This window comes from uncultured Pseudoramibacter sp. (genome assembly GCF_903789625.1).
Taxonomy (GTDB): domain Bacteria; phylum Bacillota; class Clostridia; order Eubacteriales; family Eubacteriaceae; genus Pseudoramibacter; species Pseudoramibacter fermentans.
In genome coordinates this window covers 43,282-65,396 of sequence record NZ_CAIFFF010000002.1, presented here as the reverse complement: position 1 = coordinate 65,396, position 22,115 = coordinate 43,282, and the positions used below count along the sequence as shown (strand labels likewise).

Below are 22,115 nucleotides of genomic sequence, written 5' to 3'. Positions count from 1 at the left end.
CATGTGTAAACGATATAATTCAATGTATGAGGATAAATATATATATGAAAAATACCAAGAGAATAAATTATAAATGCAAGTATGATTATTTGAATCAAGATATTAAACTTATATCATTAATTAAAAAGAAGGTAAAACAAAAAGAAGTTATATTATTAATTGCCCCGCAAGGCGCAGGAAAAACAACATTAATAAAAGACTGTTTTAAAAATGCTGTTTGTTTATATCCAACAAGGATGTTAACAGATCAGTCGGAAAATTCTTTAAAGAATACGTATTACTCAGCAAAAGGTTTATTAAATTGGGTTAAAAGGGTAGACTTTGAAAACTATCTATTATTTATTGATGAAATACATAAATTAGTACAATATTCTTCTTATGCCTATGATGAACAGACCAAAAAGATAATTGATATTATTGATAAATACAAAAGAAAAGAAGTACCAATTATTTTAGCAACGGCAACGCCTGAATTATTATATAATTGTTTACCAGATGATTTATACAATCAAATAGATACTGTTATTGATGTAGATATAAAGAAGCAGAGTTATATTAATGGCTTGGTATTGCTTACTAACTATTATAATGAAAATAGTAATTTAGATATTGATAAAGTTGTTCAATTAATTCAATCTAATTACAGAGAAAACGAAAAACAAATTGTATTAATTAATAATACAAGAGCTTGTCGGGCAGTAGCCAATAAATTAAATACCAACAAAATAAAAGCCGTTAGTTTAACTAGCAAAGATATTAAAGTAAAAGAGAATACAGATATTATAAATGATATTATTGTAAATGGTAGATTTGATGCTGATTTTTTAATAGCTACTTCATGGATAGACGTAGGAGTTAGCTTTAAAGACACAAATATCAAACATGTATATTGTTTTATTGGTAAAGCATGGGAACGAGGAGACACAACATTAATTAAACAATTTATGGCACGAACCAGAAAAAGCACACCAAATCTATATATTACCAAACCAGAATTTATTAATACCAGATATGAAAGGTTGTTGTTTAACACTCTAATTAAGAACACAGATAATTTAAATGATATAGATATAGATCAAGAAATATCAAACAGGATAGAGGACAAACAATATAATATTAACCTCTATAACACCATTTATCAAACAGCGGAAAATCAAGCAAAAATATTAAATAATGGTGTAATAGATGAACCTGATAATATTAATCGGTACGGTGTAATTAAATATTATGAACATAGCGATGCTTTCTATAAACCAAGTGAAATAATTTGTAAGTATCTGTTTTATTCAATGATTGAAAGAACTAGACTTTATTATACTCCTAAATATTATGGCTTAGAAAAAGACCATATAGAGGCTTATAAAGAATTGTTAGCAGATACATTTAATGCTCCAAAAGTTTTAATAGACAATAATTTAATTGAACAATATATTAATTCTGTACATGATGATATAAAAGCTGATGTTATTAATTTATTAGATAATTATGCCAACAATAGTTTTAAATTTAGGTCTAAAGAAATAATGGTTGAAATCAATAAAATAGATACCAGTAACAAATATAAAACTTTTAAAAAATACTTTGATGGTAATAAGCTAAATTCCAGATATGCAATTAATAATCATCATGAAAAATATATGTCTTTATCTTATAAATAATTTTTTGTGTCAGGGGGGAACGTTTTTTAAATTTCTATAAGAATATTAAAAACGTTCCGCTCCACTATTAACTATTAATTATAATGCTAATATAACGAAGGTGTGAATATGAATAAATTAAAGCGTATTCGACTAGAAAAAAACTTAACACAAGAAAAAATGGCAGAAATGATGTCAAGTGACGAATTTAAAGTAAAACGAGCTGATATTAGCTCCATTGAAACAAAAAATAGTAATCCAACATATCAGTTTATGAAAGCATTTAAGAGAACATTTCCAGAATATAAAATTGAAGATGTATTTTTCTATAATATATAGGTAATAAAATGAAGATAAAAGAAATTAGAAAAAAATTGCATTTAAGTCAAAGAAAACTAGCAGAAATTATTACTGAAAATGGTCACGATTGTAGTTATAGAACTATTCAAAATATTGAGGGTGGCAAAAACAATCCTTCTTTTGGTTTTATGGCGGCATTTCTGCGAGCATTTCCAGAGTACAGTATAGATGAAATATTCTTTACAGATGAAGATTTAGAATAGGGAACAACAATGTTCCTTTGGTATTAAATAATGAATAAAAATTCAAATTATAGTATATTAATTCATTCGATATACCAGCAGATAATATTAATATAAGTGCTAACAATAGCCCCTCTATAAGTTCTTTGTTTGTAGACATAACCACCCGGCATTAAATAACAAAGTTTACATTTAGCTTCTATTAGTAAACACCCCACCTAATTATTTAGACAATTAATTAAAGATATTACTTGTTTAAATTATTCCAGTGGAATATATTACCGGTCCCTCTATATTTATGTTTCAATAGACTATACTCTAATGACACTATAATTTCCTGTGGTATTTAGTTTCATATAAATTATAAATATATTTATGAAACGTCTCAAAAATAATTATAATTCTATTGACACACTTCATTTATTTTGTTATGATCTAATCATAATTTTATATATGAGGTGTGTTTTTATGTTAGTAGGATATATACGAGTCAGCACACAAGAACAAAACACAGACAGACAAGTTAAATTATTAAAAGATAAACAAGTAGAGAAGTTATTTATTGAAAAAGTATCTGGAAAGAACACAAACAGAAAAGAGCTTCATTCTATGTTAGAATATGTCAGAGAAGGAGACACTGTTATTGTAGAGTCTTATTCAAGACTTGCCAGATCAACAAAAGACTTATTAAATATTGTAGACACATTAGAGAATAAGGGTGTGAATTTCATAAGTTTAAAAGAGAATATCGACACAACAACGCCACAAGGTAAACTAATGTTTACTATATTTGCAGGTCTTGCACAGTTTGAAAGAGAGCAGACTCTCCAAAGACAAAAAGAAGGTATTGCAATAGCCAAAGAACAAGGAAAATATAAAGGACGTAAACCAATAGACATTAATAAAGAACTGTTCCAGACTGTATATAAACAATGGAAGGCAGGAGAAATAACAGGCGTAGAAGCTACAAAAAAGCTTAATATATCAAAGTCAACATTTTACAGACGGGTAAAAGAATACAAACAATAATATTTCCCTTTGGTATTTAATAATAGAGGTATTAATAAGCCTTCATAACAGAATACCAAACAGAATTTATTAACAAAACAATGCTTGTATTATCCTATTTAGATAGATTTATTAATTAACAGGAGGTGATATATGAATGATTTAATACAATAAAGTACCATTTTAGTGTTATTTTGTCTATAAAACTAAGTATTTAGATACTATTTAGTTATGGTTACTAGTGATTTATTTATGATAGGAGTAAAAAATGTTAAAAGTAAATAATAATCATGTTCTGGAAACTGAAAAAAGCAATATAAAAAATATCTTTTACACGCTAGATGTTTTGTACAATGACGGTGATCTGACGTGTTCCCAAAGAGAAATAATAGGAGAAACAATTTTAAAACGTTACTATAATACAGAGCTATTTAATTATGCTTTTGATATGTTCTTGAACTACTGTGTACCATTTCAAGACGTGGATTTATACCAAAAGAGCATTAATATAGATATTAAAAATAATGTTTTCTTAAATTTCTAATTGACGTCTTGACCATAATATAATAAGATAATTAAAGCTTGTTATTTTATGGTGATCTGACGTGTAGAATTAAAATATCTTATGCGTATATAGTAAATATTTGTTCATATCACAGATAATCATATAATATCTTGTGTTGCCTGCGGATGTGGCGGAATTGGCAGACGCGCCAGATTTAGGATCTGGTACCTCGTGTATGAAGGTTCGAATCCTTTCATCCGCACCATTTTGAATTGAACTGCTTAAGTCTCTCTAAGATGTCTTAAGTAGTTTTTTTATGCCTAATTGATTTATAAAGGTTCTTTTGTTATAATTATAACAATCAAATTAAATGATTGCATATTTAGAGATAAATGGAGCGCGTATGCGAAAAAATTCAAAAAAAGTATCGATGAGTGTCATCAGGAGATTGCCCAAATATTATCGATTTTTGACCGACTTGAATGAAAGGGGATTTCAGAAGATTTCATCGATGGAATTGTCGAAAATGATGGGCCTGACAGCCTCTCAGATTAGGCAAGATCTGAATTCTTTTGGTGCCTACGGGCAGCAAGGATACGGCTATCGAGTTCAGGAACTGAAGGATGTAATCCACGATTTATTGGGGCTAAATCGACCTTATCGCTGTGTTATTATTGGTGCGGGTAATCTTGGCCACGCAATTTCTCATTATGAAGGCTTTAGGAATGAAGGGATATGGATACGTGCCATGTTTGACATTGATTCTGAGAAGGTAGGTCAGACCCATGACGGCGTTCCGATTTTCCATATGGATTATCTTGATGAATACGTTAAGGAAAATATGATTAATATTGCGATATTATGTGTACCGAGAGCCATTGGACAAAGTGTGGCCAATCAAGTTGTGAGGACAGGCATAAAAGGCATTATGAATTTTGTTCCGATCGATTTGACACTGCCCGACGATGTCATGATTGAGGATGTCAATATTTCGGACAGTTTATATACATTAACATATATGCTGAGCCGTAAGCAATAAGGAAAAAGGCAAAAAAAAGCATTGAATAATATCGTTTTCACCGTTATAATAAAAATAACAACGTAGAAAGTAGGTGTCTTAAATGATTGAATTTGTATATGGAGCAAAGGGAAGCGGCAAGACGAAAAAAATGATCGACATGGCGAATGCAGAACTTGAAACTTCCAAAGGTCAAATTCTTTTTATAAATGACAGAGATAAATATCGCGTAACAGTTGATACGAAAATTCGTTTCATCAATAGTGACGACTTTGGCATTAAAGGAGAAGATGAATTGTTCGGTTTTATCTGTGGCGTTTTAGGCAGCAATTACGATGTTGATACAGTCTATATCGATAATTTATTAAGAATTCTGGATGCAGATGGACCGGAAGATGTTGAAGGTCTATTGAAACGTTTAGATGTTATTCAGAAAAAGCAGGATGTGAAATTCGTGCTGAGCCTGAGCTGTGACGAAAACGAAATTCCGGAATGCATAAAAAATTATAAATAAATTCGCTTTTTTGTCTATTAACGGGATTATTCAAGACGCCGATTGTGTGAATCTCATACATTCGGCGTTATCTGTTTGTGGAGATATTTAGAAAGATTTACATGAAGGATCCATATCAAACGAATTTGCCGTATTTAACCTATGCGTCATGGTTAAAAAAACGCTATGGGCAGAAGGTTTATAAAATACCTGTCAATACAGGGGGGACCTGCCCAAACCGAGACGGTACGTTATCTTATGGCGGATGTATCTTCTGCGGAGAAAAAGGGGCCGGGAATGAAACGCTTTCAGCATCGATCTCCATTCAAAATCAAATCAAAAGGAATGAAGCTTATATTAGCAAGCGATATCACGCCAATTTATTCATCCCGTTTCTGCAGGATTTTTCAAATACTTATGTCGATTTTGAAACATTCAAGTCTCATATTGAAGCTTGTTTGGGGGAACAAATTGCAGGCATCGCCATTTCAACCAGACCGGATTGTATCAGTGATCAGCAATTGGATTATTTAAACCGAATTAGCGAAGATAATCATATTGATATCTGTATCGAACTTGGGCTTCAAACAATCAATGCGAAAACACTGCGTATTCTCAATCGGCAGCATTCACTTTCCGATTATGTCGATGCGGCTTTAAGGATCAAGGCGCATCATTTACAACTTTGCACCCATATGATTTTGGATTTACCTTGGGACGACGAAGTGGATGCTGTCGAGGGAGCTGAATTGATTTCGGTATTAAGAACAGATTTCGTTAAGTGCCACGCGCTTTACGTGGAACGAGGAACGAAATTGGCTCAGATGTACCAAAAAAATCAAGTACAGCTATTAAGTGTTGACGATTATATCGATCGCGTCGTCCTATTTTTAACGCATTTAGCGCCGGATATTGCCCTGCAACGCGTTATTGGGCGCATCCCTGAGCAGGATTCAATCCAGACAAACTGGCATATCAGCTGGTGGAAAATCAGAGAAATGTTAATCGATCGAATGCGTGACCAGCATTTGACGCAAGGCTGCGTTTATCGAAAAAATCGACAGAAACTTATTGGAAAAATTGTTTTGTAAGTTATAATAGGAGAGAAGAGGAGAGAGATGAAAGCGAAGGATTGGCAACGCATATTAATTCCTTATCAGCAGGCAGTTGATGAATTGCTGCTTAAGTTCAATCATTTAAAGGATCAACGCGCACAACTGGGAGAAACTTCACCGATTGAATCTGTTACAGGGCGCGTTAAATCGCTGTCAAGTATTTTGGAAAAAATTAATAAATACCATTACCGAGTCGACGATGTAGAGGAAAAAATCCGCGATATTGCAGGCATTCGTATTATCTGTCAATTTGTTGAAGATATTTACGAAGTGGCAGATATGATTTATTCGCGCAATAATAAGGATTTAACGATCTATCAAGTGAAGAATTATCTTCAAGGAGAGGACCGTTCGGCCTTTCACAGCGGAGCAGGAAAGCCAAAGGAAAGCGGGTATCAAAGTTATCATATTATTGTAAAATATCCGGTTTTTAGCAGTGTAGGGTATCGAGAAATTTTTGTAGAAATTCAAATTCGAACTCTCGCCATGAATTTTTGGGCGGTTGTCGAGCATTCGCTCAATTACAAGTATAAAGCTAAACTACCGGAAGTGATTAAAAAACGCTTGACGAAAACAGCGAATACAGTCCAGTCGTTGGATACGGAAATGTCGACGATTCGAGATGAAATTTTGTCAGCCCAGAAATTGTTTAGAATGAAGTCGAGCACCGTGAACGATATTGTTGAAAATATTGAAACACTGCGCCGTCTTCAGAGGCCAGAGCTGGCTGATGAATACAATTCGGAATTCAACCGCATATCAGTTCAGGAAGATTTGATTCAGCTTATTTTATTAAAACGTGAAATTGAATCAGAAGTTGGGCACATTAAAGAGATGAAATAAAGGAGTAAAAGATAAAAATGGATAACAATCACGATTCTATTGCTGCAGACGCGGTTATGACAGAACAAAATGCGCAGGAGGAACCGATCTTTACCCCTCAGGGAGAAATTATTAATGGTGAAGAATACGCTAAAAATACGACAGACCCTTCCGCAAAGGCGATCATCAAATATTTGTCTTCAATTTTGAAGCAGTATCATCTCAGTCATCGCCCACTCGACCAGCTGTCGGATTCTTATGAGGTTTTGATGGTGGGGCAGATGCACAATACGCAGCTGCGCCCTTCACTTTCGGTCACTGTCAATGGCAGCTCATTCCCAGATTGGGTGATTGAAATTGTGACTCCAGAAGAAGAAGAAATGATCTATTTGATGAAAACGGGGATCTATGCTGAAGCAGGCGTAAAGGAATACTGGATCATTGATCCTCAAAAACAGGTAATCTTGGAATATAATTTTAAGAAAAACGCTTTTATTCCTAAGATTTACAATTCTCCTCAAAGAATTAAAGTTTCGATTTATCGGGACCTGTTTATTTCGTTTTCGAGTATTTTTAAGGCACAATAAGGGATATAGAAGAAGCATTCTACGCGCTAGAATGCTTCTATTTTTTTGAATTCTTTACCCATGGAATAAAAGGGTGCGGATTTTGAATGGCAGATAAAACTTTTTTATTTAAATCCGGAATCTCGGCACACATTTTGGCGATAAAGTTTTTGACATCTTCGCGCTTTGTAAATCCGTCTGCGGGACAGGTTGATCCAATGATTGGCAATGTTTGGCACTCTGAATCGTAGATAATATCTTTTTCATTGACAAAAATCAAAGGACGGATGAGGGTGATCTGTTTTCGGTCCAAAAAAGTGACGGGCTGACAAGTATTGATGCGGCCTTCGAAAAAAAGGCTTAGGAAAAAAGTTTCAACGGCGTCATCTGCATGATGCCCCAGCGCTAATTTATTACAGTTGAGCCTGCGGCACAGATTGTGCAATGCGCCGCGGCGCATTCTCGCGCATAAAGAGCATGGATTCGATTCATTGCGAATGTCAAAAACAACAGTTGCAATCGACGTCTTTAATATTGTATATGGGACATGAATGTCGTGGCAGTAGGTGATGAGCGGAGAAAAATCCATTCCCTCAAGACCAGCGTCAATGGTCACAGCCTCAAGATCAAATTGTACAGGTGCAAATTTTTGATATCGCGCTAGTGCTGCCAACAAAGCAATGCTGTCTTTTCCACCAGACAACCCTACCGCGATGCGGTCACCGTTTTCGATCATATGGAATTGTTGAATAGCACGGCGCATTGGTCCTAATATTTTTTTCATAGATTAACGATCCTTTAAATAGTAAACTATCAATTGTAATTTATCCTTTTTGGTGTAAAATATATGTCATAGCATTTGTCATTTTAACACGAATGAGGAAACAATACAAAAAGGAGCATTGATTTGGCACATTCAATTATACAATTTTTTTCGTTTCTTCCGAATTGGCTTGAAGTTTTTATTATTTCAATGGTTCCGATCGTTGAACTCAGAGGGGCGATTCCAGTGGGCGCATTGTTGATGCGCATGCCTTATCTGCAGACCTTTTTGCTTGCATGGGCAGGCTCGATCGTTCCAGCGCCGATTATTTTAAAATTTTTACCGGCGTTTTTAAAATGGATGAGAGGGAAAAAGGGCGCTTTGGGACGTTTCGCAGAATGGCTGCATACTCGTGGCATCAACAAATCGAAAAGCATTACCAAATATAAGTTCTGGGGGCTGATGATTTTCATTGCCATTCCTCTGCCAGGGACAGGGGTTTGGACGGGCTGTCTGGCTGCCTCGCTTATTGAAATGGATTTTAAGCAAGGTGTGTTGTCGGCCGTTTTAGGTTCTGCTATTGCTGGGATCATTGTCACATCACTTTGTGCCTTTGGCTTGATGGCAGTGGGTGCATGATGAACCCGGATATTCGCCTGCTTGCGTTGGATTTGGACAACACGCTTTTAAATTCTAAAAAGATCATTTCAGAAGAAAACAAGCGCATGCTCGTGCAGTGCGAAAGGGCAGGAATTCATGTCGTTACGGCGAGTGGACGGTTTTTTCATTCACAGATCGATTTTACCGATCAGCTGAATCCCGAAATTCAAAATAATTGGCACGTGTGCAACGGCGGTGCAGGCATCTATACAGGTCATTCGCTGCTCTGGCGTGAGAACTGCTTTGCAGCAGATGTGTTTCAAGTGTTGTTGAAACAAATACGAAGGACTTCATTATTTTATTTTGTCGACACTGTTTCAATGGTTTATTATGAAAACGCGTCGACGGAAACAGCAAGTCGCACGGCCAAACAGGTTCTAAAAAAGCCTTACGTTCAAAGGGCGGCACACATTGAAAATATTGATCACCCAGTGAGGATTATATTTTATTGCAGAAACGAAGAAGAAGTGACAGCCGCTCGTCTAATTCATACAAATGGTGCTGTTTCGTATGATGGCGGAGACAAAATTGTTGAAATTGCGCCAAAGTCGCTAAATAAAGCACAGGCATTGGCCAAGGTATGTGCGCATTATGATGTTTCGTTTAAACAGGTTGTGGCGATCGGCGATGACGAAAATGACCTGCAATTGCTCAAAACAGCAGGAATCGGCATCGCGATGCCAAACAGCAGCAATGTCTTAATAAAAAATGCCGATATCATCGGACCATGCGATTGTGATCATGATGGCGTGGCTGAAATAATTAAGCGTTATATATTACCAAGATGAGCAAAAGAGAGGCATAATGATGGTAAAGGAACTTTCACAAGAATTTTATCAGAACAAGCGGGAAGCGTTGTACGATTTACTGCCAGACCAGAGCGCTGCCATTATTGGCGCGGGCTGCGAAGTCAGCAAATCGTTGGATGAAAATTATCCATTTTACGTGAATAACAATTATTTATATTTAACAGGTTTAACCGAGCCAGAAGGCATATTGGTCTTGGCAAAGATGCACGGACAGAATTCGACAACTTTGTTTATCCGTAAGCCAGATCCCTTTAAAGAAAAGTGGTTTGGCCGTCATATTTCAATTGATGCAGCGCATCAGAAATCAGGGATCGATGATATTCGTTATCTCGATGAATTTGAATCTTTCTGTTCAGATTTAAAAGGACTCGACTATTACGAAGATGATACTGTTCCAGATCATCAGAAAAGAGAGTTTGGCCTTGAACACAAACATTCACTTTTACCACTCCTTTCAAAGATGAGATTAGTCAAATCCGAAGAAGAGCTTGCACTAATGCGCCATGCCATCCATCTGACACATCTAGGCATTAATCAGATCTTGGCAAATTTAAAACCCGGTGATTTTGAATACCAAGCTCAAGATATTTTCGAATATACGATTTTAAGCCATGGGGCAGAAGAAACAGCTTTTGACACCATTGCGGTTTCAGGTGAAGATGCGCCGATTCTTCACTACATGACGAACCGAAAGAGAATGGCTGATCATACCATGATTCTCTTTGATCTCGGTGCGCGTTATCGCGGATATTGTTCCGATATTAGCCGGACGTTTCCGGTAAACGGACACTATACAAGAGATCAACGAGCATTGTACGAAGCAGTGCTCCAGGCCCAACGCGATATCATTCCCTATTATCAAGTGGGAACGAATATGCGGGATGTTCAGGAAAAATCCAGAGAGCTGCTGAATCAATACGGCCTTGCAACGGGTCTGTTTGATCCTGAAAAAACCATCGATGATTATTATTATCATGGTATCGGTCATTCGCTGGGGTTGGATACTCACGATCTTTGCGAAGACAGAAGAGTGACGTTAAAACCGGGAATGGTCATTACCTGTGAACCGGGCCTGTATATGGCAGACCGTGGGATGGGCGTCCGTATTGAAGATGATATTTTGATTACAGAGGCCGGGCCTGTGGTTTTATCGGCAGAAATACCGAAGTCTGTAGATATCATTGAAAGCATGATGTAAATATAAAGAGGGACGAACGATGTACGATTTAATTATTATTGGATCAGGACCTGCTGGCATGACAGCAGGAATATACGCGCAGCGTGCAGGACTTGATGCGCTTGTAATAGAACGAAATTTTATGAGCGGCGGTCAAATTGTCGATACCTACGAAGTGGATAACTATCCTGGATTTCCGAGTATTAATGGATTTGACTTGGCTCAGAAAATGAGAGAGCATGCGGATCAGTTGAGCGTACAGTTTAAAATGGGTGATGTCCAAAAAGTAGAAGACCTTGGAGAAGAAAAAAAGGTCATTACTGCTGAAGAAACCTTGACAGCCAAAACCGTTTTGTTCGCGACCGGTGCGAAGCATAGTCTATTAAATATTCCGGGAGAAGCAGAATACGCGGGTAAGGGCGTTTCGTACTGCGCGACCTGTGATGGTGCATTTTATAAAGATAAAGATGTCGCAGTTGTAGGCGGCGGAAACGTCGCGGTCGAAGATGCGATCTTTTTAGCAAGAGCATGCCGAAAGGTTTATCTTGTGCATCGCAGAGATCAGCTTCGCGCGCAAAAGGCTTTACAGAATAAACTTTTTGAATCGGATCGCATTGAACTAGTTAGGAATCATCTTCCTGTCGAAATCGTCGGAGAAGACGGCATGGTGAATGGCCTTCGGACAAAAGATAAAAATACAAATGAAGAGCAACTCTTAGACGTGTCTGGCGTATTCATCGCAGTTGGGATTGTCCCAAATTCAGATGGCCTCGACCAAGTTTGTAAATGTGATGAAAAGGGCTATATTATTGCCGGAGAAGACGGCAGAACCTCTGCACCTGGTATTTTTGCAGCTGGAGATGTGAGACAGAAGGAAGTTCGTCAGGTAGCAACTGCTGTGGGTGACGGCGCCAATGCTGTCGCCTCTGTTGAAAGATATTTAAATACAAAAGAGTGGTAAAATTAAATTAGGAGGATCAATTTATGAAAACATTAGTCGCATATTTTAGCGCAACAGGTACAACTAAACGAATTGCAGAAATGGTTGCGAAGGCATCAAAATCGGAACTTTTTGAAATAAAACCAGAGACGCCGTACACGCCAGAAGATTTAAATTGGCAGGATGACAAGAGCCGTTCATCCGTAGAAATGAAGGATCAGCCAGATTTTAGACCGCCGATGGCAGAAACGACGCCAGATATCAGCGAATACGATCGAATTTATGTGGGCTTTCCAATTTGGTGGTATAAAGCACCGACGATTGTCAATACATTTTTTGAAGGTGCAGGATGGAAAGGAAAACAAGTTGCCCTTTTTGCAACGTCAGGGTCCAGTGGTATAGATGGTGCTTGGGAATCACTCAAAGCGTCAGCACCGGGAGCTGTCCTAGTTGCGGCAAAGCGGTTTTCATCGACAGCTTTCCAGGATGAAGTGGATACCTGGGTTAAAACGATGTAATTAGCTTTTTTAGCGATTTGAGCAGGCGTTAATATGAAAATTGCAGTATCTTACGATCATGGCACAGTCTTTAATCATTTTGGAAGAACGAAACAATTTAAAGTGTACGATACGGAAGGTGAATCGGTAAAAACAACGTGGGTTGTCGATGCACCAGAGCAAAATAAATTTATGCTGGTCGGATTTTTAAAGGGAATCGGCGCTGATGTGCTGATTTGCGGAAAAATAGGAAAAGAAGCCAGGCAGATGCTGAGTGACAGAAATATTCAGATTATTGCAGGCGCATCAGGGAATGCAGATACCGCGATTGATCTTTTTCTTCACGATCAGTTAAAAGATGATGCCTCAGCAGTGTGTTCAGGTGATAAAAGTAAATAATATTAATAAAAGCCGCAATTCTTTTGAATGCGGCTTTATCAATTTGAATATATTTAAGAAAAATCATGTCCGTCGCGATTGACGTATTTGTGGATTTCTTCAGATAAAACGTCCAAACCTTCACCTGTGTAGGACGATATTTCGAAAATCTTGTTGTCGGGAATACCCGCGTATTGGAGATAGTGGCGGCTTCTTTTACGATTGCCGTCTTCGCGGTCAATTTTTGTGACGACACCAATTGCAGGCAAATTGAACATGGTGATAAAATTCGGGCGAATTGAATTCTGCGTATCAATACATGAACTGACCATAATGATGAGTGAAGCGTCCAAAGATACGGAAACAGCCTGATGGGCGAAAATCGACATTTCAATGAATTCTCCGGGCGTATCAATAAAGTTGTCGGTATACGTCACTTGCTGTGTTTTCGCGTATTTCAGCTCTTTATTCTGCAAAGCTTGCATTAAAGTTGTTTTTCCGCTTCTGATTCGACCCATTAAAGCGACGCGGTTTTTATTGCTGGCCATTTTTACGAATGTGTAATATGATCTGGTGCATCAAAACCAAGCGTATTGCGCAGGAAATTGATGATTTCCCGTACTGCAGAGTTGACATCGCTGATTTTTCCTGTAATGACCAAAGAGCCGCTGAAACGGTCGAGGAAACCAATTTGAACGTCAGCAGCCTTCGTACCGACATCGGCAGAAATAATGGCTGCTTCGCTTGGTGTAATAGTCAGAATGCCGATTGCGTCGTCGCGGTCAGATTCCAATCCCAATTTGACGTAAACATCGTGCTTGGGATTTGCGATTACGTGGGCCAGAGTCACTTGTTTACCAGGGACATATTCCTGAATCGAACGGGAAATCCCTTCTCTATCTTTATCTAAACTAGGCATAATTTTCTCCTTTAAGTTTTATATATTGTTTATTTTACCACATTTTAATAAAGAAAAGGATGAAATAACGGATATTTGCCGGGAAAGGACAAAATACTGATGTTCCAAGTGACAAGTTTTTTTATTCTGGTATAATATAGCAAAGATTGAAAGGGAGTATACGCCATATGGATTGGAAAGCTATAGAAATAACTATCAAACGTGAAGCGGAAGATGCTGTGACCAATATATTATATGAAGCCGGTTTAAAAGGAACAGCGATTGAGTCTGTTGAGAATTTGATAGCCGTTCAAGATGATCCGACAATTAATTATTTTGACCAGAAAATTTTAGATTTTGATCCCAATATCTCAAAGATTACGGGATATTTGCCGGACGATGATGATTTTAATCAAAAATTGGATCAAATTGAGCATGATATTGCTCAAATTCGTCAATTTGGTCTTGATCCAGGAGATTATCAGATTAACGTATCATCAGTAAAGGAAGAAGATTGGGCAACGGCTTGGCAGGCCTTTTATAAACCGACAAAAATCGGTGATCGCGTTGTCATTGTCCCAATCTGGGAAAATTATGAGCCATCTGGCAAAGAAGTCGTTGTGAAAATGGATCCTGGAATGGCATTTGGAACAGGTACTCACGAAACCACACAACTATGTACACGTGCATTAGATAAATACGTGAAGGAATCTGATTGTGTTTATGATGTTGGATGCGGTTCTGGGATTTTGTCGATCATTGCAGCCAAATTAGGAGCGGCGAAGGTTATTGGTGTGGACGTCGATCCTGTTGCGGTTGATGCCGCTGTAGCAGATGTAAAGTTAAATGAGCTCCAAGATAAAGTAGAGATCAAAGAAGGAGACTTACTCGATGTCATTCCAAAGGATCAGCAGGCCGATCTTATCGTTTCGAATATTTTGGCGGAAGTCATTATTCGTTTGATTGACTCAATTCGAATGTACTTGAAGGAAGATGGTCTATTTATTTCTTCTGGTATTATCGAAAAATACGTAGATGATGTAAAAAATAGTCTGGTTGCACATGGTTTTGAAATACTGGAGGTCGACAATCAAGGCGAATGGTATGCTGTGATTGCGAAGAAACAGGAGGAATAATGCATCATTTTTTCGTATCATCAGATCAGATTCATCGTGACAAAATAGAAATAATGGGGGAGGATTTTCATCACATTATTGATGTCCTCCGCATTCAAAATCAGGAAAAATTCGTGATCTGTGACGGAAATGGCACAGATTATCTCTGTGAGATTTTCGAACAAACGCCTTCTGAAAAAAGATTGACTGCGCAAATTTTGGATGTTTACCCTTCAAAGGCCGAGCTGCCATATCGATTGGTTTTATATCAGGGCTTGGCAAAGGGGAAAAAAATGGATGAGATTATTCAAAAGGGTACAGAATTGGGTGTAAGTGATTTCATTCCGTTTGAATCCCAATTTTGCGTTGTTCATTTAAAAGAAGCCAAAGCGATTAAGAAAAAGGTCGCACGTTGGCAAAAAATCGCAAAATCGGCAGCACAGCAGTCAAAACGCGGTTGTATTCCCCGAGTCCATTTACCGATTTTTCTTTCAAAGCTTGACAACTTTCAAGGGAAAAGTCTCGTTGCCTATGAAAATGAGAAAAAATACTCTTTAAAAGAAGTTATTCAGCAATGGGAGCGTCCGGTTGATCAGATCAACATATTAATTGGGCCAGAAGGCGGCTTTGCTGAAGAAGAAGTCTGTGCTTTGGAAAAAGCTGGTGTTGAGAGTGTCTCTTTGGGAAAGAGAATATTAAGAACTGAAACAGCGGGAATGGCACTATGTGCCCAACTTAATTATGCACTAGAATAAAGGACAATATGGAAAATAAAGGAAGAGTTGCTTTTTATAATCTCGGGTGCAAAGTTAATGATTTTGATACGGAATCGATGGGAGTTCTTTTTCTAAAATCAGGTTATCAGATCGTTGATTTTGACAGTACGGCAGATGTTTACGTTGTGAATACCTGTACGGTAACCCATCTGGGAGATCGGAAGAGCCGGCAGATTCTTAGAAGAGCGAGACGGAAAAATCCTGATGCAGTAATTGTTGCTGCTGGCTGTTATGCTCAGGTTGCGCCAGATGAAGTGGCGGCAATTGATGAGGTGGATATTATTTTAGGCACCACGCACCGCCATAAAATAGTTGAAGAGGTCGAGAACTTTTTAAAAGATCATCAACGTGAAATTTTTGTTGAAAATGTATGGGACAGTAAAACCTTTGAGGATATGCCTATTGCAGAGCAGCGGCACCATACGCGGGCATTTATAAAAGTACAGGATGGCTGCAACCAGTTCTGCTCTTACTGTATTATCCCATATGCAAGGGGAAGGGTACGAAGTCGTTCAATAGCCTCGGTCTGCCAGGAAGTAGAAAAATTGGTGGCGGACGGCTATCAAGAATTTGTTTTTTCGGGCATTCACATCGCCTCATACGGTAAAGAGTTTGATGGCTCAGTCAATTTGCTTACGCTGCTTCAATTTGTCGCGAAAATTCCAGGTGTTAAGAGAATTCGATTAGGTTCAATTGAGCCGTTGCTGATGACAGAGGAATTTGTGCAAAAATTATCGAAAATTCCTCAAATTTGCCCGCAATTTCATTTATCGTTGCAAAGCGGATGCGATACGACGTTAAAACGTATGAATCGAAAATATACAACGGCGCAGTTTATTCAAATCGTTCAATACATTCGTCAATATTTCACACTTCCAGCGCTCACAACGGATATTATCGTCGGTTTTCCTGGAGAGACAGAAGACGAATTTGAACAAACAATCCAATTTGTACAAACGATCAATTTTTATAAGATTCACGTCTTTAAATATTCGCGTCGCAAGGGAACGCCCGCTTACGATTTTCCAGATCAGATTGATCCGTCCATTCAACACCAGAGAAGCCAAAGGCTGATAGCCTTGTCAAAAAAACAGGAAGAGGCTTTTTTGCGCGAAAACGATCAGCGGGTCCAGCCGGTATTATTTGAACAGATTCATGAAGGCGGAACAATGACAGGGCATACACCGAACTATATTCCGGTAGAAATGAAGGCCGTCCCAGATAGTTTGGGTAAAATTAAAGAAATCGTGCTACACTATAAACAAGGCAGTGCCAATATGGTAGGTACTGAAATCAATAATTAAAAAAGGGGGGACGAAAGTGGCAGAAGATTGTCTTTTTTGCAAAATTATCGATGGAGAAGTGCCATCTGATAAGGTATATGAGGACGATGATATATTAGTTTTCAAGGATATTGATCCTCAGGCACCGGTTCATCTTGTCATTATTCCGAAGCAGCATTACGATTCGATTTTGGCTGTTCCAGCCGGAGACCCGATTATGGGGAAAATCCAAACGGTAATCAGCCGCTTAGCAATCAAGATGGGCGTCGCAGAAGACGGTTTCCGTGTGGTCAACAATTGTGGTCCAGCAGGCGGACAGACGGTTCCGCATCTGCATTTCCATTTCTTGGCTGGACGAGATATGAAATGGCCTCCAGGCTGATTGGACGTTTTTTTTATTTTTTATCATAGTTTCATTAGAAAAAAAAGATTTCGATTCATCTGCGCAGCAGTGCATTTTAGCTGTTGCGCTTTTTTATTTTTTATAACAGTTTGTATACAAAGCGTAAGAGCGCGCATAAAAGTAATCTAATGGGGAAGATAGATGAATGATCGTGAATGGCTGTCAAGAATAGACACATATATTGAAACAGAAAACAAAAAATCAGGAAGGATTTTACCGGTTTATCGTATTTATTGTCAGGATCATCATAATCGTTCCGGTGGTGGACTTTACAATGAAACGGTAACAATTGATACGATTGGGCGATTTGCAAGGGCCTTGGGCGATTCCAATCCGCTTTACTCCGATCCGATTTACGCTAAAAAAACACGTTGGGGCGGAATCATTGCGCCCCCATTAATTGAGAGTTGCATTGCCTCGACTTTTGTAAAGGGAAAATTTCCATCTGTGCCGGGAATAAAAGTATATGACGCTGGAACAAAGTGGGAAAGATTGATGACAATTCGTCCCAATGATACGTTTCGAGCAGAAAACAAGTATCTTGGGGTAGAGGAACTTCCAAAAAATAAAAACGGAGATAGAATACTGCTGCGGCAACATGCGATTACGCTGATCAATGAAAGAAATGAACGAGCAGCTGTTTTAACTGCGCGAACGATCATTAAATGTCCATCTTTAGAAACTCTGAGACAATCGAAAAGCCAAACGATACAAAAACCAGCGGAATCGCGGCCTCGTTATTCAAAAGCAACATTAGAAAAGCTATACACCAATTTAGACAATCAATTTGACGGCCGATTCAGACGGGGAAATGCATCGCGTTATTGGGAAGAGGTCGAGATCGGAGATTCTCTGCCTGAGGAATGGGTGGGTCCGTACGATGAATCGGATGGCCGATCACTCATGGCAGCAATTGGTGCCGCGAACGCCTTTGCGACGAAATGGGGATCACTGAGAAAATGGCGCGCGCATGGCCTCATCGATCCCGAAACAGGCGCGTATAGAGATCCCATTGACCGCCACGCCAGCGACATCATTGCACAAAAGCAAGGTTCCAAACGCGCAATCGCGTATGGGATACACAGCCAGGTGCTGATCGCGAAAGCTGTAAGCGATTGGATGGGAGATGACGGAATCCTTAGGGTTTTAGACTGCCAATGCCGTAAAGTCTTATATTATGGGGATCTTTCGATTCAAAGTGGTGTTGTGACTAAAAAATACAAGGAAGGAAAAGAATATCTTGTAAAAATACAAATGCAGGCGGCTCGTCAGGATGGCGAGGTTCACACGAAAGCAGAGGCTGTTGTGTGCCTGCCATCCCGGAATGTAGCATGAGAGATTATTATTTTTTGCCGCTGAGTAAAAATTTAAAACCTTCTTCAAGACCTTGAAGGGTTAAGTCGTACATATCGATGATATCGGCTATTTCAAAATGCGTGTCTGTCCAGGCATCGTGAATCATCGGCATCGGTGTTGGATTCAACCAGATGGTGTGCGGAAAATGACGCTTAATCTTTTTTAGACATTCGATTCCCGGTTCTCCGCCTTTGTTGGCCACCCAGTCGTATTCACTTCCGGAAAGCTCGTAGGGATGCATTTCAGCATCCCCGACGATAATGACGCGGTATTTATCATTGCACTCTGCGATCAGTTGATCAAGGGATACGCCTTTTTTCATGGATAATGTCGGTTCTTTGTCAATTGCAGAGTAAATACAGTTGTGGAAATAAAAAGTTCTCAGTTCCTTTAAATGTCGAGATGCCGTTGCAGCCTGAAAAAGTTCAGAACAAAGCCGCGCGTAACCGCTCATCGATCCGCCACTGTCAATAAAAAGTAAAACGCGGATGTTGTTGCGGCGGGGTTTTCGGTAGACGACATGGAGCATTCCGCCCATATCGCAGGTTTTCTGAATGGTCTGGTCGATGTCAAACTCCAACTCAGAGGTGTCATTTTGATTTGATAAATTGCGCAAAAGCCGAAAAGCCATTTGAAATTGTCTGGTATCAAGGTGATTGTCTTTCCGAAAATCTCTGAATTTGCGCTTTCCACGAATGGCGGTTTTCCCGCCGCTGGATCCGGAACCCGGCATTTCCATTCCAGTTGCAGATGCGTTTTCGTCTCCACTTGTGTGTTCCGAGGCAATGGCGTCGGCGTCATGCTGTGATTCTACTTCGAGTTCTTGAATACTTTGCTGAGTGATATGTTGCAGAGGCTTAGGCAGCTCAGATTGGGGAGGCAGATCGTGAAAATATTCTTCAAAAGCAACATCGAAAAGATCGTATTCCGTTTCGTTTCGGACGACGATCGCACGGCATAAAATATAAAAGCCGTGGAGGGTATTGTGGTGCAGTCCTTTTTGCATGCCTTCCAGCAGAAGCAGCCATTCGCCGATTGAAACCTTGAGGCCGTGATCACGGAGAAAATAAAAGAAATCAACGAACATGACGGCGGATGTTGGGATGGAATTCTTTTTCGACTAAGTCGATGTCCTGATCTTTTTTCAAGATGACACCACTGTAGGGCAGATTTTTGCGAATTGTAGCTGGATCAACGCCGCCTGCAATCAGTGCGCGAAGCCAGTCGATTAATTCCGAGGTGCTTGGCCGTTTAGAGATGTTTTTTACGTCGCGAATGCGATAAAAAGTGTCCATGGCCTGCTTAACAAGCTCATCATCGATTCGGTCAAAATGTGCGTGAATGATTTTTTCCATCTGTTCAGGATCAGGAAATTCAATGTAATGAAAAATGCACCGACGCAAAAAGGCATCTGGGAGTTCTTTTTCTGCATTTGAAGTGATGATGACAATTGGACGTTGTTTTGCGCGAATGGTCTGATGTGTTTCTTTAACGTAAAATTCCATTTGATCCATTTCCCAAAGCAAATCGTTAGGAAATTCCAGATCCGCTTTGTCGATTTCGTCGATTAATAAAATAACTTGTTCATCGGCCATAAAGGCTTCACCCATTTTTCCGTAATGGATGTATTGGCTGATATCATCGACGTTTTCACCAAATTGACTGTCGTACAGGCGCTGAACCACATCGTAGGTATAGAGACCGTCCTGGGCCTTCGTTGTCGATTTAATGTTCCAGATAAAGAGTGGTTTGTTCATCGTTTCGGCAACGGCGTGGGCGAGCATCGTTTTTCCTGTACCCGGTTCTCCCTTGACGAGCAGTGGTTTTTGCAGCGTGACTGCAATATTGACAGCGTCTAGTAAATCCTGTGAGGCAATATAAGACGTGTTTTTTTCAAGATGTGTATTGTCCATAGTTCCTCCTAAATAGGTATTTGCGTATGAATGAATAAAAGCACCGAATGGTGCTTTTATATCCGAACTAAATTAATTTTTAAATGAGTGAATAGGAGCTGGAATTTTTCCACCTCTGTTGACAAAGACAGAGGCATCAGATAGATTGACCGGCATAATAGGAGCCGAACCAAATAAACCGCCGTATGTCACTTCATCGCCAACTGTTTTGCCAATGGCTGGAATTAATCTGCAAGCAGTTGTTTTATTGTTCACCATGCCAATGGCCGCTTCATCGGCAATGATAGCCGAAATGGTATCGTCAGGTGTATCACCTGGAATGGCGATCATGTCAAGCCCTACGGAGCAGACACAAGTCATCGCTTCTAGTTTTTCAATTGTAATGTGACCATTGCGCGCTGCATCGATCATGCCTTCATCTTCTGAGACAGGGATGAAAGCACCGGAAAGGCCACCGACAGAAGTAGATGCCATGATACCACCTTTTTTAACCGCATCGTTGAGCATCGCCAGAGCAGCAGTTGTTCCCGGACCGCCGCAATGTTCAATCCCCATTTCTTCAATGATTCTTGCAACAGAATCACCGATGGCCGGAGTTGGGGCGAGAGATAAGTCAAGAATGCCGAAGGGGATGCCGAGACGATCGGCGACCGTTGTGCCGACTAACTGTCCAGCACGAGTAATTTTAAATGCGGTTTTTTTAATGATTTCAGCGAGCTCGTCCATTGTAGCATTTTGATTTTTTTCAAGCGCTACTTTTACAACGCCAGGACCGCTGACACCGACATGTAATACTTTGTCAGGCTGGCCGACCCCGTGAAAAGCGCCTGCCATAAAAGGATTATCTTCCACGGCATTGCAGAAGACGACGAGCTTTGAAGCACCGATCGAGTCATTGTCTTTTGTGAGCTCAGCACATTTTTTGACAATGTGTCCCATTTGTTTGACACAGTCCATGTTGATCCCAGATTTTGTAGAACCAAGGTTAACTGACGCACAAACGTGTTCTGTCGCAGCTAAAGCTTCAGGAATAGACTGAATTAAAATTTGATCTCCAGGTGTTGCTCCCTTTGGAACTAAAGCTGAAAATCCTCCGATATAGTTGACGCCGACTTCATTTGCTGCCTGATCCATTGTTTGTGCAAAAGGGGCGTAATCGGAAGCGTCTGTTGCGCCAGCGATTAAGGCAATCGGTGTCACGGAAATACGTTTATTAACGATAGGCACGCCCGTTTCAGCTGCCATTCTATCTGCTTCTTCAACTAAGTGCTCTGCGGAATGGGTGATCTTATCATAAATTTTTGTTTGGCATTTATGCTGATCACTGTCGATGCAGTCTAATAAAGAAATCCCCATTGTGGTCGTTCGAATATCGAGATTTTCCTTTTCGATCATACGAACGGTTTCAATAATATCTTTATATAAAGCCATGAAGTCTCCT

The 22,115-nt window shown here is 39.3% G+C and carries 27 protein-coding genes and 1 tRNA gene; 22 read left to right on the top strand and 6 right to left on the bottom strand.

The genetic code is table 11. The features are described 5' to 3' along the window. Nucleotides 1-44 precede the first annotated feature (44 nt). The 11 genes from QZX60_RS01575 (at nt 45) to QZX60_RS01525 (ending at nt 7,727) form a co-directional block, all read left to right on the top strand. Nucleotides 45-1,658, top strand: a complete 1,614-nt coding sequence (locus QZX60_RS01575; RefSeq protein ID WP_295360630.1) for a DEAD/DEAH box helicase family protein — start codon at nt 45-47, stop codon at nt 1,656-1,658. A gap of 108 nt (nt 1,659-1,766) precedes the next feature. Continuing rightward, nucleotides 1,767-1,976, top strand: a complete 210-nt coding sequence (locus tag QZX60_RS01570) for a helix-turn-helix transcriptional regulator (protein ID WP_295360628.1) — start codon at nt 1,767-1,769, stop codon at nt 1,974-1,976. 8 nt (nt 1,977-1,984) lie between these two features. Then, on the top strand, nt 1,985-2,200 hold the full coding sequence (locus tag QZX60_RS01565; RefSeq protein ID WP_295360626.1) for a helix-turn-helix transcriptional regulator: 216 nt from the start codon (nt 1,985-1,987) through the stop codon (nt 2,198-2,200). Nucleotides 2,201-2,647: 447 nt separating this feature from the next. Next, nucleotides 2,648-3,208 (top strand): recombinase family protein, encoded by a 561-nt coding sequence (locus QZX60_RS01560; RefSeq protein ID WP_295360624.1) that lies wholly within the window; start codon nt 2,648-2,650, stop codon nt 3,206-3,208. Between the two features lie 247 nt (nt 3,209-3,455). Further along, on the top strand, nt 3,456-3,731 hold the full coding sequence (locus QZX60_RS01555; protein ID WP_295360622.1) for a hypothetical protein: 276 nt from the start codon (nt 3,456-3,458) through the stop codon (nt 3,729-3,731). 142 nt (nt 3,732-3,873) lie between these two features. Beyond that, nucleotides 3,874-3,957: transfer RNA gene (locus QZX60_RS01550), tRNA-Leu, on the top strand. Between the two features lie 105 nt (nt 3,958-4,062). After that, nucleotides 4,063-4,731, top strand: a complete 669-nt coding sequence (locus QZX60_RS01545; protein ID WP_295360620.1) for a redox-sensing transcriptional repressor Rex — start codon at nt 4,063-4,065, stop codon at nt 4,729-4,731. Nucleotides 4,732-4,813: 82 nt separating this feature from the next. After that, nucleotides 4,814-5,224, top strand: coding sequence for a hypothetical protein (locus QZX60_RS01540; RefSeq protein WP_295360618.1), 411 nt, complete (start codon nt 4,814-4,816; stop codon nt 5,222-5,224). Nucleotides 5,225-5,325: 101 nt separating this feature from the next. Beyond that, a complete protein-coding gene (locus QZX60_RS01535) occupies nt 5,326-6,294 on the top strand; it encodes a TIGR01212 family radical SAM protein (protein ID WP_295360616.1) in 969 nt (322 codons plus the stop codon). A 27-nt stretch (nt 6,295-6,321) separates the two neighbouring features. Continuing rightward, nucleotides 6,322-7,161, top strand: a complete 840-nt coding sequence (locus QZX60_RS01530) for a GTP pyrophosphokinase family protein (protein WP_295360614.1) — start codon at nt 6,322-6,324, stop codon at nt 7,159-7,161. Nucleotides 7,162-7,178: 17 nt separating this feature from the next. Then, complete coding sequence (locus tag QZX60_RS01525; protein ID WP_295360612.1) at nt 7,179-7,727, top strand: Uma2 family endonuclease; 549 nt, start codon at nt 7,179-7,181, stop codon at nt 7,725-7,727. 37 nt (nt 7,728-7,764) lie between these two features. Here the strand turns inward: QZX60_RS01525 and QZX60_RS01520 are convergent, their stop codons facing one another. After that, nucleotides 7,765-8,490, bottom strand: coding sequence for an ATP-binding protein (locus tag QZX60_RS01520; RefSeq protein ID WP_295360610.1), 726 nt, complete (start codon nt 8,488-8,490; stop codon nt 7,765-7,767). 123 nt (nt 8,491-8,613) lie between these two features. Between QZX60_RS01520 and QZX60_RS01515 the strand changes: the two genes are divergently transcribed. The 6 genes from QZX60_RS01515 to QZX60_RS01490 are packed head-to-tail and all read left to right on the top strand — an operon-like array spanning nt 8,614 to nt 12,951. Next, nucleotides 8,614-9,108, top strand: coding sequence for a small multi-drug export protein (locus tag QZX60_RS01515; protein WP_295360608.1), 495 nt, complete (start codon nt 8,614-8,616; stop codon nt 9,106-9,108). Further along, nucleotides 9,105-9,917, top strand: a complete 813-nt coding sequence (locus QZX60_RS01510; RefSeq protein WP_295360606.1) for an HAD family hydrolase — start codon at nt 9,105-9,107, stop codon at nt 9,915-9,917. Before QZX60_RS01515 ends, QZX60_RS01510 begins: the two co-directional genes overlap by 4 nt. Nucleotides 9,918-9,933: 16 nt before the next feature. Next, nucleotides 9,934-11,136 carry an aminopeptidase P N-terminal domain-containing protein gene (locus QZX60_RS01505; protein WP_295360604.1) on the top strand — a complete coding sequence of 401 codons (1,203 nt, stop codon included), beginning with the start codon at nt 9,934-9,936 and terminating at the stop codon, nt 11,134-11,136. A gap of 19 nt (nt 11,137-11,155) precedes the next feature. Then, complete coding sequence (gene trxB / locus QZX60_RS01500; protein WP_295360602.1) at nt 11,156-12,076, top strand: thioredoxin-disulfide reductase; 921 nt, start codon at nt 11,156-11,158, stop codon at nt 12,074-12,076. A 23-nt stretch (nt 12,077-12,099) separates the two neighbouring features. Beyond that, complete coding sequence (locus tag QZX60_RS01495; protein WP_295360601.1) at nt 12,100-12,573, top strand: flavodoxin; 474 nt, start codon at nt 12,100-12,102, stop codon at nt 12,571-12,573. Between the two features lie 33 nt (nt 12,574-12,606). Then, the gene (locus QZX60_RS01490) at nt 12,607-12,951 is read left to right on the top strand and encodes a NifB/NifX family molybdenum-iron cluster-binding protein (protein WP_295360599.1); all 345 of its coding nucleotides are present in this window, start codon (nt 12,607-12,609) and stop codon (nt 12,949-12,951) included. A gap of 53 nt (nt 12,952-13,004) precedes the next feature. Here QZX60_RS01490 and QZX60_RS01485 read toward each other — a convergent pair whose 3' ends face one another. Then, complete coding sequence (locus QZX60_RS01485; protein WP_295360597.1) at nt 13,005-13,478, bottom strand: EutP/PduV family microcompartment system protein; 474 nt, start codon at nt 13,476-13,478, stop codon at nt 13,005-13,007. A 2-nt stretch (nt 13,479-13,480) separates the two neighbouring features. After that, nucleotides 13,481-13,849 (bottom strand): BMC domain-containing protein, encoded by a 369-nt coding sequence (locus QZX60_RS01480; protein WP_154577029.1) that lies wholly within the window; start codon nt 13,847-13,849, stop codon nt 13,481-13,483. Between the two features lie 167 nt (nt 13,850-14,016). Between QZX60_RS01480 and prmA the strand changes: the two genes are divergently transcribed. The 5 genes from prmA (at nt 14,017) to QZX60_RS01455 (ending at nt 18,740) form a co-directional block, all read left to right on the top strand. Next, on the top strand, nt 14,017-14,964 hold the full coding sequence (gene prmA / locus QZX60_RS01475; protein WP_295360593.1) for a 50S ribosomal protein L11 methyltransferase: 948 nt from the start codon (nt 14,017-14,019) through the stop codon (nt 14,962-14,964). Further along, nucleotides 14,964-15,698 carry a 16S rRNA (uracil(1498)-N(3))-methyltransferase gene (locus QZX60_RS01470; RefSeq protein ID WP_295360591.1) on the top strand — a complete coding sequence of 245 codons (735 nt, stop codon included), beginning with the start codon at nt 14,964-14,966 and terminating at the stop codon, nt 15,696-15,698. Before prmA ends, QZX60_RS01470 begins: the two co-directional genes overlap by 1 nt. Nucleotides 15,699-15,706: 8 nt before the next feature. Further along, complete coding sequence (gene mtaB, locus QZX60_RS01465) at nt 15,707-17,023, top strand: tRNA (N(6)-L-threonylcarbamoyladenosine(37)-C(2))-methylthiotransferase MtaB (RefSeq protein WP_295360589.1); 1,317 nt, start codon at nt 15,707-15,709, stop codon at nt 17,021-17,023. 16 nt (nt 17,024-17,039) lie between these two features. Then, complete coding sequence (locus QZX60_RS01460; protein ID WP_295360587.1) at nt 17,040-17,384, top strand: histidine triad nucleotide-binding protein; 345 nt, start codon at nt 17,040-17,042, stop codon at nt 17,382-17,384. A gap of 162 nt (nt 17,385-17,546) precedes the next feature. Then, nucleotides 17,547-18,740, top strand: coding sequence for a MaoC family dehydratase N-terminal domain-containing protein (locus QZX60_RS01455; RefSeq protein ID WP_295360586.1), 1,194 nt, complete (start codon nt 17,547-17,549; stop codon nt 18,738-18,740). Between the two features lie 7 nt (nt 18,741-18,747). Here the strand turns inward: QZX60_RS01455 and QZX60_RS01450 are convergent, their stop codons facing one another. The 3 genes from QZX60_RS01450 to QZX60_RS01440 all read right to left on the bottom strand — a co-directional run bounded on the left by QZX60_RS01450 (nt 18,748) and on the right by QZX60_RS01440 (nt 22,105). Beyond that, on the bottom strand, nt 18,748-19,848 hold the full coding sequence (locus QZX60_RS01450; protein WP_295360584.1) for a VWA domain-containing protein: 1,101 nt from the start codon (nt 19,846-19,848) through the stop codon (nt 18,748-18,750). Continuing rightward, the gene (locus tag QZX60_RS01445; protein WP_295360582.1) at nt 19,838-20,674 is read right to left on the bottom strand and encodes a MoxR family ATPase; all 837 of its coding nucleotides are present in this window, start codon (nt 20,672-20,674) and stop codon (nt 19,838-19,840) included. Before QZX60_RS01445 ends, QZX60_RS01450 begins: the two co-directional genes overlap by 11 nt. A 72-nt stretch (nt 20,675-20,746) precedes the next feature. Further along, the gene (locus QZX60_RS01440) at nt 20,747-22,105 is read right to left on the bottom strand and encodes a PFL family protein (RefSeq protein ID WP_295360580.1); all 1,359 of its coding nucleotides are present in this window, start codon (nt 22,103-22,105) and stop codon (nt 20,747-20,749) included. Between the last annotated feature and the right edge of the window lie 10 nt (nt 22,106-22,115).